At 48.1% G+C, this 12,988-nt stretch carries 9 protein-coding genes and 1 pseudogene; 2 read left to right on the forward strand and 8 right to left on the reverse strand.

Translation table 11 applies throughout. From position 1 onward, the window contains the following. Positions 1 to 4: 4 nt before the first annotated feature. From pyrH to rpsB, 3 genes are all read right to left on the reverse strand, one after another. Positions 5 to 715 (reverse strand): UMP kinase, encoded by a 711-nt coding sequence (pyrH, locus tag BQ1619_RS05630; protein ID WP_114662729.1) that lies wholly within the window; start codon positions 713 to 715, stop codon positions 5 to 7. A 184-nt stretch (positions 716 to 899) separates the two neighbouring features. Further along, complete coding sequence (gene tsf, locus BQ1619_RS05635) at positions 900 to 1,784, reverse strand: translation elongation factor Ts (RefSeq protein ID WP_114662731.1); 885 nt, start codon at positions 1,782 to 1,784, stop codon at positions 900 to 902. Continuing rightward, entirely contained in the window at positions 1,784 to 2,533 is a 750-nt protein-coding gene (rpsB, locus tag BQ1619_RS05640; RefSeq protein WP_114662733.1) for a 30S ribosomal protein S2, read from the reverse strand. Before rpsB ends, tsf begins: the two co-directional genes overlap by 1 nt. A gap of 204 nt (positions 2,534 to 2,737) precedes the next feature. Here rpsB and map point away from each other — a divergent pair. After that, positions 2,738 to 3,637 (forward strand): annotated as a pseudogene (gene map / locus BQ1619_RS05645) (type I methionyl aminopeptidase); the annotation flags it as partial. Positions 3,638 to 3,641: 4 nt separating this feature from the next. Next, complete coding sequence (locus tag BQ1619_RS05650) at positions 3,642 to 6,239, forward strand: [protein-PII] uridylyltransferase (RefSeq protein WP_114662737.1); 2,598 nt, start codon at positions 3,642 to 3,644, stop codon at positions 6,237 to 6,239. Between the two features lie 9 nt (positions 6,240 to 6,248). Here the strand turns inward: BQ1619_RS05650 and ligA are convergent, their stop codons facing one another. The 5 genes from ligA to smc form a co-directional block, all read right to left on the reverse strand. Further along, entirely contained in the window at positions 6,249 to 8,264 is a 2,016-nt protein-coding gene (ligA, locus tag BQ1619_RS05655) for an NAD-dependent DNA ligase LigA (RefSeq protein ID WP_114662739.1), read from the reverse strand. Between the two features lie 100 nt (positions 8,265 to 8,364). Further along, positions 8,365 to 8,757, reverse strand: a complete 393-nt coding sequence (locus BQ1619_RS09910) for a cell division protein ZipA C-terminal FtsZ-binding domain-containing protein (RefSeq protein ID WP_231968544.1) — start codon at positions 8,755 to 8,757, stop codon at positions 8,365 to 8,367. 45 nt (positions 8,758 to 8,802) lie between these two features. Then, complete coding sequence (locus BQ1619_RS09915) at positions 8,803 to 9,096, reverse strand: hypothetical protein (protein ID WP_231968545.1); 294 nt, start codon at positions 9,094 to 9,096, stop codon at positions 8,803 to 8,805. Between the two features lie 2 nt (positions 9,097 to 9,098). Then, positions 9,099 to 9,347 (reverse strand): hypothetical protein, encoded by a 249-nt coding sequence (locus tag BQ1619_RS09920; protein WP_231968546.1) that lies wholly within the window; start codon positions 9,345 to 9,347, stop codon positions 9,099 to 9,101. Then, positions 9,348 to 12,869: a chromosome segregation protein SMC gene (gene smc, locus BQ1619_RS05665; RefSeq protein ID WP_114662741.1), complete on the reverse strand. Its 3,522-nt coding sequence runs from the start codon at positions 12,867 to 12,869 to the stop codon at positions 9,348 to 9,350. Positions 12,870 to 12,988 lie beyond the last annotated feature (119 nt).

Consider the following 12,988-nt stretch of genomic DNA (forward strand, 5'->3'; position numbering starts at 1 on the left):
CCTATTAAACGTGCACCAAAGTACCCTCAGACTCACCCTGCACGACACGCATCAGCGCGCCTGGCTTGAGGATTGAAAATACTTTGATGGGTAATTTGCGATCACGGCACAAAGCAAAAGCCGTAGCGTCCATGACTTGTAAGTTCTTAATTAATGCTTCATCAAAGGTGATGGTTTTATAAAGCGTCGCGCTGGGATCTTTTACCGGATCTGCGCTGTAAATGCCGTCCACTTTGGTTGCTTTGAGCATCACCTCTACACCCATTTCAGCGCCGCGCAGAGCGGCTGCGGTATCCGTAGTAAAGAACGGATTACCAGTACCTGCCGCAAAAATGACGACCTTGCCTTCGCTTATGGCACGAATCGCACGAGGACGAATGTAAGGCTCAACTACTTGATCCATACGCAAGGCAGATTGCACACGCGCCTCAACGCCTTTTTGACGTAAAGCATCCTGTAATGCCAATGAGTTCATCATGGTGGCCAACATGCCCATGTAGTCTGCAGTAGCACGATCCATGCCCGCTGCGCCACCTGCAACACCGCGGAAAATATTTCCGCCACCAATCACGATAGCCAGCTCTACGCCGCTATTTACGACTTGTGCAATCTCAGAAACCATGGAGTCAATGGTGACCGGATTAATGCCAAAAGCATCATCCCCCATCAGGGCTTCACCAGATAATTTAAGGAGGACGCGTTTGTAGCCTGGCATATTTTTATTTTCCGTAATTTGCAAAGTATTTTCGTACTTAGCTTATTGATCTTTAAGCACTTTTTAATATCTCCGCCAAATTATAAAGGGCTTGGGAAAGATCAAAGAAAAGGGCACAGAAACTAAGGTTTCTGTGCCCTTTCAGGTGCTATACGCATCTCGGGGACTTGCCCCAAAACGCTAATTAAGCAGTTGCTTTAGAAGCTGCGGCAACCTGCGCTGCCACTTCAGCCGCAAAGTCATCCTGACGCTTCTCGATGCCTTCGCCAACAACAAACATTGTGAATGCTTTCACATTGGTATTGGCAGCCTTAAGCATTTGCTCAACGGTTTGCTTGTCATTCTTGACGAAGGTTTGGTTCAACAAAGACACCTCTTTGAGGTACTTCTGAATAGAACCCTCAACCATCTTCTCGACAATTTCTGGTGGCTTACCAGATTCAGCAGCTTTTTGAACAGCAACACTACGCTCAACAGCAATCTTCTCAGCCGGCACATCCGCAGTAGAAAGCGCAACTGGTTTCATGGCAGCAACGTGCATCGCCACATCTTTAGCAGCAACCTCATCACCATCAAACTCGACTACAACGCCAATACGGGTGCCGTGAAGATAAGAAACTAACTTATTGCTACCAGCAAAACGCTTGAATCGACGCGGCATGATGTTCTCGCCGATCTTACCAATCAATGCGCTACGAACCTCATCCACTGTTTGACCGTTTAAAGGCAGTGCCAGTAAAGCAGCAACATCCGCAGGATTCTTTTCTGCAACCAACTTCACACAGTCATTTGCAAACGCCAAGAAATCATCGTTCTTAGAAACAAAGTCAGTTTCACAGTTCACTTCCAACAAAACACCGTTCGTGCCGTTGATAGAGACGGCAACAATACCCTCAGCGGTAACACGGGAAGCAGCTTTGCCAGCTTTACTTCCCAACTTGACACGCAGAATTTCTTCTGCACGAGCCATGTCACCATCAGCCTCAGTCAGAGCCTTTTTGCACTCCATCATCGGAGCATCTGTTTTGGCGCGTAACTCGCCAACCATTGCAGCGGTAATAGCGGCCATTATTCAGCTTTCCCTTCTTCAACAAACTCGTCTTCGCCTTCTTTAACGGCAGTCAACACTTCTTGAACAGCGTTTGCGCGACCTTCCAAGATTGCATCAGCGATACCACGTGCGTAGAGGGTTACAGCTTTGCTAGAGTCATCGTTACCTGGGATGATGTAGTCCACACCCTCTGGAGAGTGGTTGGTATCCACTACAGCAATCACTGGAATGCCCAGCTTGTTCGCCTCGGTAATAGCAATTTTGTGATAACCAACGTCCACCACGAAAATTGCATCTGGAATGCCATTCAATTCTTTGATACCGCCAAGTGCTTTTTGCAACTTATCGAGTTCGCGATCGTTTGTTAATGCTTCTTTCTTTGAAAGCTTTTCCCAGTCGCCCGCTTCTTTAGCAACTTCCATGTCTTTCAAATGCTTGAGAGAACCTTTAACGGTTTTAAAGTTGGTGAGCGTGCCACCCAACCAACGGCTGTCGATATACGGCATACCAGCACGAGTTGCTTCTTCAGCAATAATCTCGCGAGATTGACGCTTTGTGCCAACAAATAAAATCGTGCCACGATTTGCAGCAACTTGTTTTGCAAATTTCAGGGCGTCCTGAAACATTGGCAATGTTTTTTCCAAGTTGATGATGTGGATCTTATTGCGATGACCGAAAATGAAAGGGGCCATCTTTGGGGACCAGAAACGTGTTTGGTGGCCAAAATGGCAGCCGGCTTCCAGCATTTGACGCATCGTTACTGACATAACTTCTCCTAAGGGTTGGTTCTAAAGTTGAGTCCTAGCTGCGCTAAAAAACGCCACCCTGGAAGACTCAACTCGCGATTTCAGGCCCAAAATAGACCAGAGACCAAATTATAGCTTAAATATCAATGCTCTAGCCAGGGCTGACGTGGTCTAGACGTCACTGCGACAAAGCAATTTCGGGCTTAGAGGCCCAAATTTCGTGAATGTTGCTTAATGTTTAGGCAAATGAACTCTGCCAAATGCATCCAAGCCGTTGATAATCAAGGCATGAATAGCGTATTTACTGCAGAGAAAGATATCCTTGGGATGCGAGACGCTGGCCGCTTGGCAAGCGAAGTTTTGGACCATGTAGCGCCCCATGTCAAAGCCGGCGTCACCACGGGTGAACTGGATCGCATTTGCCATGAATACATGTGCGATATCCAACAAACTATTCCTGCTCCACTTAACTATCAACCCCCGGGTTACCCACCCTTTCCAGCATCCATTTGCACCTCAGTGAATGATGTAATCTGCCACGGCATTCCTGGGGACAAAGTTCTCAAAAACGGTGATGTAGTCAATCTAGACATTACTGTCATTACACAAGATGGTTATTACGGCGATACCAGTCGCACGTTTATGGTTGGTGAAGTCTCCGTAATGGCAAAACGACTTACCCAAATTACATTCGAATGTATGTGGCTGGGGATTGCCCAAGTTAAACCGGGTGCATCCCTAGGTGACATTGGTCACGTGATTCAAACGCATGCTGAAAAAGCTGGTTACTCTGTTGTGCGAGAATACTGCGGTCATGGAATTGGCAAGGTGTTTCATCAAGATCCCCAAATTCTTCATTACGGTCGACCCGGCGCCGGTGAAAAATTAGAAGCAGGCATGACTTTTACGATTGAACCCATGATTAACGCTGGCAAACGCGATATTCGCACCATGCCCGATCAATGGACTGTTAAGACCAAAGACCGCAGCCTCTCTGCGCAATGGGAGCACACTCTATTAGTGACGCAAACGGGTGTTGAGGTATTAACTTGGTCTGAGGGTAGCAATCCACCGCCAGATTGCGTCAAAGGTTTGAACTTCAGACCATCTTCTATTGCCGCCTAATTTCATGGGTCAGTCTTTAGTAGTTAACACGATTACAGATGCGGTTACTCTTCGTGCCGCTCGAGAGAAGGCGTATATCGAGTTTAAAAGTTCGCAAGCTGTTGGAAAACTGACCAAGCAACTTTCCAAGTTAACCGACCATTTGCTGTCGCATCTTTGGCAAGAATGCGGGCTTAATAATGAGGCTACTCTAGTTGCTGTTGGGGGCTATGGCAGAGGCGCGCTCTTTCCCTACTCTGATATTGATATCCTCATCTTGCTTCCAGCCAAGATCAAGACTGCCGAATCACTGTCAAAACGCGTAGAACAATTTGTTGCCCGTTGTTGGGATACGGGCCTGGAAATTGGCTCCTCGGTCAGAACGGTTGCAGAGTGCATCTCTGAATCGGAACAAGACATCACTGTTCGCACATCGCTATTAGAGGCACGCTTACTTTGCGGCCAACAGAAACTGTTTAAAGAGTTTTCCGTTGCATATGAAGCAGCCATGGGTCCTAAGAACTTCTTTCAAGCAAAGTTAGCCGAGCAAATTCAGCGGCATTACAAATACCAAAATACCCCCTACTCTTTAGAGCCTAATTGCAAAGAGAGTCCGGGCGGATTGAGGGATCTGCAAGTAATCTCCTGGGTCAGCAAGGCGGCATTGCTTGGAAATACCTTTAAAGATCTCAATGAAGTAGGTCTTGTCACACAGCGAGAGTTAACTGAGCTCAATCGCAATCAGCGTTTTTTGGAAACGCTTCGAACCAACCTCCATTTGCTCGCGGGAAGACGTCAAGATGTCATCGCATTTGACTTGCAAGCACCTCTTGCACAGTCCATGGGCATCGAGACCGACTCATCCCGCCAAGCAAGCGAAGCCATCATGCGTCGTTATTACTGGGCAGCTAAAGCGGTTACCCAACTCAATGATGTTCTCTTACAAAATATTGAGGCTTTGCTGTTTCCACAGGAATCGAAAACGATTTTGCCCATTCCAGGCGAAGGCAATGCTCATTTTGTTGAGCGTCAGGGCGTACTCGATATTTCTGACCCCCAGCTTTTTCAAAAGCATCCCGAACAAATTTTGAGGACCTTCTTGGTATTTGCCAAAACACCAAGTGTGAAGAGTCTTTCAGCAACGATTTTTAGAGCGCTCTACAACGCTCGTCAAAAGATGGATGCCAAATGGCGCTCCAATCCGATTAATCGGGCTTTATTCATGGAAATTCTCCAGCAACCAGAGGGTGTTAGCCGAGCATTTCAACTCATGAATCGAAGCAGCGTGCTTGGACGTTACCTGCCCGCATTTAGAAAAATTGTGGGCCAAATGCAGCATGACCTGTTCCACGTCTATACGGTTGATCAGCATATCTTGATGGTCTTGCGCAATGTACGTCGCTTTATGACGCTTGAGCATACTCATGAGTTCCCCTACTGCAGCAGTTTGATTGCGCACTTTGAAAAGCCTTGGCTCATTGTGATTGCAGCACTCTTTCATGACATTGCCAAAGGACGTGGTGGAGATCACTCACAACTTGGCAAAGCTGATATGCGTAAGTTTGCCAAGGAACATGGTCTCGATAAGAAAGACACTGAATTATTGGCTTGGCTCGTTGCAGAGCATCTCAATATGAGCCAGGTTGCTCAAAAGCAAGACATCACCGACCCAGATGTCGTGCGTGCCTTTGCCAAGAAGATGGGGGACGAACGTCATTTAACAGCTTTGTACCTGCTAACAGTGGCCGACGTTCGTGGCACCAGCCCTAAAGTGTGGAACGCTTGGAAAGGCAAGTTGTTAGAGGATCTCTATCGCGCAACACTGAGAGTTCTGGGTGGAGCAAAACCCGATGCTTCTTCAGAGTTGGCACAGCTTCAAGAAGAATCGAGAGCAAAACTGCGTCTCTATGGAATCAATGATGAGTCCTATGAAGATCTTTGGAAACAGCTGGATGTTGCGTTCTTTTTGCGACAGGATTCTTCCGATATTGCCTGGCTGACGCGCCATCTCTATAACAAGGTCACCAGTGACCAGCCGATCGTGAGAGCGCGACTTTCGCCGATTGGTGAGGGCTTGCAAGTAGCGGTTTATATTAAAGATCAGGAAGATCCATTCGCCAGAATTTGTGCCTATTTTGAGCGACATGGTTTCTCAATCTGGGATGCACGCATTCATACTACCCGCCATGGCTACGCGTTGGATACCTTCCAAATCTCTGGCAGTAACTTAGTCGATGGAGGTGGCAGGTATCGCGACATCATTCAATTAGTAGAATTTGAACTCACGGCAGCTCTCACGAATGCTGAGCCATTACCGAAACCTAGCATGGGGCGCCTCTCAAGACAGTCGCGGACGTTCCCGATTCAACCGCGTGTTCACATGGTTCCAGACGATCGTGGACGCTATTACACGCTTGCGCTATCAGCGAGCGACCGCACCGGGCTGCTGTGCACCATCTCTCGGGTATTGGCAAAACATCAGGTATCAATCCATAGCGCCAGAATTAACACTCTTGGTGAGCGAGTTGAGGATGTTTTGCTGCTAGACGCTGCCAACTTGGGCAAGAATCCTAAATTACAGATTCAACTAGAGACAGAGTTACTTGAGGCTCTAAGCGCTTAATCAAAAGCGTTATTTCAATAGATCCAGCATTGCTGCTTCATCAATGACTGGGACGCCCAGTTCCTCTGCTTTTGTGAGCTTACTACCAGCATCAGTGCCAGCAACAACATAGTCGGTTTTTTTGGAAACGGATCCAGCCACTTTCGCACCGGCTTTTTCGAGCAGATCCTTTGCTTCATCCCTCGTTAACGTTGGGAATGTTCCGGTTAATACAAATGTCTTGCCAGCGACCGCTGCGCTAATCACTTTCTCCTCTACCGCTAGCTGTATTCCAGATGCGAGAAGTTGTTCAATGACCTCGCGGTTATGAGACTCTTGCATAAAGCTCGTAATGGAATCCGCGACCACCGGCCCAACGTCTTTGACGGTCAGCAAATCTTCCATGCTGTCGTCCATTAAGGCATGCACTGATCGATAATGATTGGCCAAATCTTTTGCAGTGGTCTCGCCAACATGCCGAATACCTAAGGCAAAAATGAAACGTGCTAAGGTCGTATTGCGGGACTGATTAATCGCCTGAATTAAATTGTCAGCAGACCTCTCGCCCATCCGCTCGAGGTTGGCTAAGGCCGTAAACCCCAGGCGATAGAGATCTGCTGGAGTCCTTACCAAGTTTTGGTCTACCAATTGATCAACAATCTTCTCGCCTAGACCCTCAATGTCCATTGCTCGTCGATGTGCGTAATGAATCAACGCTTGCTTACGCTGTGCTCCACAAAATAATCCCCCACTGCACCGCGCCACAGCCTCATCAGCCAAGCGTTCAATATGCGAGTTGCACACTGGGCAATTCATCGGCATGACAAACTCAATGGCATCAGCTGGTCTACGATCTTTGATGACCGATACTACTTCTGGAATCACGTCTCCCGCTCGACGAACTGAAACTGTGTCGCCTATGCGCACGTCCTTGCGCTTTACCTCATCCTTATTGTGCAAAGTGGCGTTTGTTACCGTAACCCCACCGACTTCGACTGGTACCAATCGAGCAACGGGTGTAATGGCTCCAGTGCGACCCACCTGCACATCAATCCCCAATACGGTAGTGAGGGCCTCTTGCGCAGGATATTTATGCGCCAATGCAAAGCGAGGAGCTCTAGATACAAATCCCAGTTTTGCCTGCTCTGCAAATGCGTTGACTTTATACACAACACCATCAATGTCGTATGGCAAGGAATCACGTCTGGCGCCAATTTCGTTATAGAACGCCAGAATGTCTTGAACAGAGTGCAACACTTTACGCTCTGTACAGACCGGTAAGCCAAGTTCTACATATTTATTTAATAACTCTTCATGGGTCTTCGGCAGCCAAGACTGTAGCTCCAACACCCCAAGACCGTATGCAAAAAACGATAAGGGTCGCTTGGCGGTAATTTTGGAATCTAGCTGACGCAAACTTCCTGCTGCTGCATTTCGTGGATTTGCAAACTCTTTCTCGCCTGCTTGGGCCGCCTGTTTGTTCATTCTCTCGAAGTCTTTGAGATACATAAAGACCTCACCACGCACTTCCAACACTTTAGGAATGTGGTTGCCAATCAACTTTAGTGGAATAGCGCGAATCGTTTTAATATTCGCCGTAACATCCTCACCACTCGCACCATCACCACGGGTCGCCGCCCTGACTAACGAACCATTTTCATAACGCAGGGAGATCGCCAAGCCATCGAACTTCAGCTCACCAGCATAGGCCACATGATCAGCATTAAGGCCCTCACGACAACGTCGATCGAATGCGATGAGTTCGGACTCTTCAAACGCGTTGTTAAGCGAAAGCATCGGCACTTCATGCGTAACTGAATCAAACTCTTTTAATGCAACACCTCCGACACGTTGAGAGGGTGACTCAGGGGTTACCCATTCTGGATGTGCAGCTTCAATATCTAACAACTCACGATACAGTCGATCGTATTCAATATCTGGAAGCAATGGGTTATCCAGCACATAATATGCATACTCAAGACGTGCAAGCTCTGCTTGCAAGAATGCATACCGCTCCGCAAGATTTGTCGGATGATTGGACGACAAGATGATGTCCTAGCTAAAGAGTCTGCTAGCGGTACTCGAACCAGCAGGGACGCCAGATCGCTCGAGATTGGCGTAAAGCCCATCTAGGTGTTGGCGAATACTAATCGACCGCACCTTCACTTAGGTTAATGCCATTGTCATCTACCAGACGTCCGTTGGCGGCTTGGGCAATCTCGACACCTTCAGCCAGCATTCTTTCAAAAGCGCGTTCTTCTTGCGCGACCAACGGAACTTCTAGCAACAAGGTAAGTTGAGTCACTGGCTTGCTGGGATCAAGATCAGTGCTGTTAAATATCAAGTTTCCATTGCTATAAAACTCGTATTGCCTACCACTGCGTGCTAATTTAAAGCCACGCTGACGCATGAGCGCATCAAAATTACCCCAAGGGCATGACTCATCAAATAAGACATTGATACTCAGTTGAATATCGCTCTCAGCAGCCATAGCATCGAGTTCTTTAGCGCTCTTAAGCATGGTATTTACGCTTGGCATATCAATTTGGGAGCCTAAGGTATCCGCTAAGGCCTGCGCACGGGATCAGAAATCCGACAACTCAATCACGCCAATAGGGCCCCGACGACTGGCCAACTGAATGGCCAACTGCAAATCTGAATAACGTGAATCTGGGTGTAACTCTTCCCAGTCTTCTGCCACATCAATATTGGCATTTAAACTCTCACAGCTCCAGCGCGCAGCAGATGTAGTCTGTAAATCATTCCAAGTATTGATCTCTTCCAGAATTTCAGCACCACCAATGCTCTCGTCAAAACGCAATGTGATGACGCAATCAATACGAGGGTCAATCGTAAACTTTTCTGGCGCAGTATTCACCGTTAAGGAAGCATCACCGAAACCAGGCTCAGTGCGCCCACTCGTATCGGCATCGGCAAATCCTTGACCAAAACTGGGCTCACGAGCGGAGCGCTCATCCGCAAAAAGTTTTGCTCTTTTGCCTTACGACGAGCGCGCGAATACTTGAAATTGATAAAGGCTACGGATACCAAAATCAGCAGTCCAATGACCGCCAATGCGAATTGCAAATTAGACAAACCCAACATCGTCATGATTTGTTCTACGTACACTTAGGCGGCCTCCACCATTGACACAGCAGATGCAATATCCACTGCCACAATTCTGGAGACGCCCTGCTCTTGCATGGTGACGCCAATCAACTGATGTGCAATTTCCATTGTGATCTTGTTGTGCGAAATAAATAGGAACTGGGTCTTATCTGCCATTTTGGCAACGAGTTGCGCATAGCGCAAGGTATTCGCATCATCCAATGGTGCATCCACCTCGTCCAGCAAGCAGAATGGTGCGGGATTTAATAAGAAGAGTGAGAACACTAGGGCAATCGCGGTCAACGCCTTCTCTCCGCCTGAGAGCAGATAAATGCTGCTATTTTTCTTGCCAGGCGGCTGCGCCATCACTTGGACGCCAGAATCCAAAATTTCTTCTCCGGTCATGACCAGCTCGGCATGTCCACCACCAAACAATTCTGGGAACAGTTTGCCGAAGTGTCCATTAACCTGATCAAAGGTTCCTTGCAATAAGTCGCGGATTTCTGCATCAATCTTCGCAATCGCATCAGTCAAGGTTTGCATAGCTTCATTCAAGTCAGCCGATTGCGCATCCAAGAACTGTTTACGCTCTCGAGAACTTGCCAACTCATCCAAGGCTGCCATATTGACTGGACCCAGAGACTGAATTTCACTATTGAGGCGATTTACCTCGGATTGCAAAGCACCCACTTTTAGATCTGGACTAAAGTTAGCCTCTAAAGCGGTTAAATCGGCTTCAGCATCTGATAGTAGCATTGCAAATTGCTCGTAATTCAGGCGAGCAGCTTGTTCACGTAACCGCAAATCTACTACTTTGTCGCGCATTGGCTGCAAGCTTCGCTCAATCTGCATGCGCGCTTCATCCGCTTCACGCAGTTGATGCAGTAATGCATCTTGTTCTGTGCGGGCATTAGCCAGCGCAGCTTCACGTGCACTACGCGCCAATAACAATCCCTGAAGCTTCTCTTGCGCTTCCTCATCACTCAGCGAGGCCAACTCTTGAGTAGCCTGATCATGCTTATCCTGAATCTCCATGATCTGAGTACGAGCCGTACTTTGATCGCGTTGCAAATCAGCAATACGTTGTTGCAAAGCGCGGGTAGCAAATGCTGCCTCTTGTGCCGCCATCTCAGCAACTCGCAATGCTTCGCGCAAACGATCGCGCTCGAGCGTGCTGGTTTCTAATGTCTGCTGGGCTGCAGTCAGCGCATCCAGAAGACCCTGCTTAGCTTGTTCAGACTGGGCGACGTCGTCCGTAGATTGCTCTTGATTTACCGCTAATTGCTCAATTTGTTGGCGCAACTCACTCAATTCATTCTGAATTTGTGCAGCACGCTGATTGTATTGCTCTTCAGCCTGCGTTAACTGCATTCTTTCGACTTCAAAACCATGCGCTTCTTGAACTGCTTGCTCGGCAGAAATGCGCGCTTGTTCGGCAACCTGATGTGCAGCTTGATAATTGGCGACACACTGATCTAGCTCACCTTGCAACTCGCTTTGCATTAGCTTTTGCGCACGCAATTGCTTCTCTAGACTTTCCATCTCCTGAGCGCGCGCTAACATACCCGCTTGCTCTGAGTCAGCAGCATAAAGCTGCACACCCACACGACTAACTAAATGCCCTTGTTGCGTTACAAAAGCACCGCCTGCAGGTAACTTCTCACGACGGTGCAAGGCATCCTCTAGGCTAGAGGCGATGTATATATTGTCCAACCACTCTTGCAGTACGGATGTGAGTCTTGGAGCGCCAGCACTTTGAACACGACTTAATAGCGGTGTGAAATCCGCAGGAGCTGAAGTATGCGCAGGACTAATTTCCTCTGTCAGCAAAATGGCCAGACGACTTGGAGGCGCATCGTTCGCCAACGCCAGGGTCTCTTGCACACTCTTCGCAGTTACGGCAGCCAAGCGCTCACGCAAAACAGACTCTAACGCAGCCTCCCAACCACTCTCAACTTTGAGCTCCTGCCAAAGGCGTTTACTTTCTTTTAGACCCTTGTTTTCTAGCCATGGTCCAATTTTGCCTTGCGCCTGTACACTCGCTTGTAGAGCAGTTAAGGCAGTCAGCTTCGCTTCGGTTTGTGCCAACTCTTGATTGGCTGTTTGGATTTTTTGTTGGGCAGTGTTACGCGCCTCATCCGCTGCTGGAACACGTTGCTGCGTTTCACTAGCGCGTTGCTTGATTTCTTCAACCTTACGCTGTGCCATGGCTTGACGGTCAATCGCCATTTGCAACGCTTGGGCATCCGGCCTACGCATTCCCTCTAACTCACCGGTTAAGCGTGATTCGCGCCCTTTCAACTCATCTGACTGCGCAGACAAGGCGCGCATACGCTCACCTAAACTCGCCAATCGTTGTTCAATCGCAGCCAAACTATCGCGTGCCGCATTAAGGTCTCGTGAGGCGGATTGATAGCTTTCTTCACGACTAGGCATTTGTTCTTGTAAGCCGGTCAAATTTGCCAACAAGGATTGTTCTTTTGCAGCAGCCTCACTTAACTCATGCTCCGCTGTGCGTTGCGCTTGCGCTGCATCCGTTTCTTGCACTGTCCAACGTTGTAATTGTGCTTGCAAATCTTGTGTTTGTTGCTGCAAACGCTGACGCGCTTCTTGTACGTAATGAATCTGAGATTCAACCTGACTCACATCTGAATTGGTTTGATACAACTCGCCTTGAGCCTCTGAAACTTTGTCTTGCAATGCATATTGTTGAGTACGCATTGTTTCGAGCTCTGCCTCTGCATGGCGCAGCTTTGCTGTCTGCTCTTCAAGGCCTACTTGAGTGTTCCGAATGCCGTTTGCATGGCGCTCTTGCTCTTTGCCGACCTCAGTCTGACGCACAAACCACAACAACTGTTGCTGCGATTTCATTTGCGTAGAGAGTTCAGCGTGACGCTCTGCGACGGTCGCCTGCTTCTCCAAGCGAGTTAGCTGTTGATCTAACTCACGCAAGATATCTTCCACCCGCGTTAAGTTCTCAACCGCATCCTCTAAACGCGCTGCAGTTTCTTTGCGACGCTCCTTGTATTTAGAAACACCTGCAGCTTCTTCTAAGAACACGCGCAATTCTTCGGGTTTTGCTTCTAAGATGCGATTGATGGTTCCTTGACCGATGATGGCGTAACCTCTTGGACCCATACCAGTGCCCAAGAAAATATCTTGAATATCTTTACGGCGCACTACTTGATTGTTGACGTAATAACTAGAGTTACCATCACGCGTCAACACACGTTTAATACCCAATTCTGTAAAGGCGCTCCATTGGCCTTGCGCGCGTCCTTCAGAATTATCAAAAATAAGTTCTACGCTGGCTCGACCCGATGGCTTACGTAATCCAGAACCATTAAAAATCACGTCCTGCATAGACTCGCCACGCAACTCACTGGCGCGTGACTCACCTAAAACCCAACGCACTGCGTCAATAATGTTCGACTTTCCGCACCCGTTGGGACCCACAACACCAATGAGCTGGCCAGGCATTCCAAAATGGGTGGGATCGACGAAAGACTTAAAGCCGGAAAGTTTGACGGATTTCAGTTGCACAGCGTACTTTGCAGGGAAAAGAGGGGTTTAAATTAAAGGGATAAACATTACATCGAAAGTGGGAAGATGATAGCAAGCTTGAGGCTACTTAGACGCTTTTTTGCCCCATCGATATAATG

The organism is Polynucleobacter necessarius (assembly GCF_900095195.1).
Classification (GTDB): Bacteria; Pseudomonadota; Gammaproteobacteria; order Burkholderiales; family Burkholderiaceae; genus Polynucleobacter; species Polynucleobacter necessarius_G.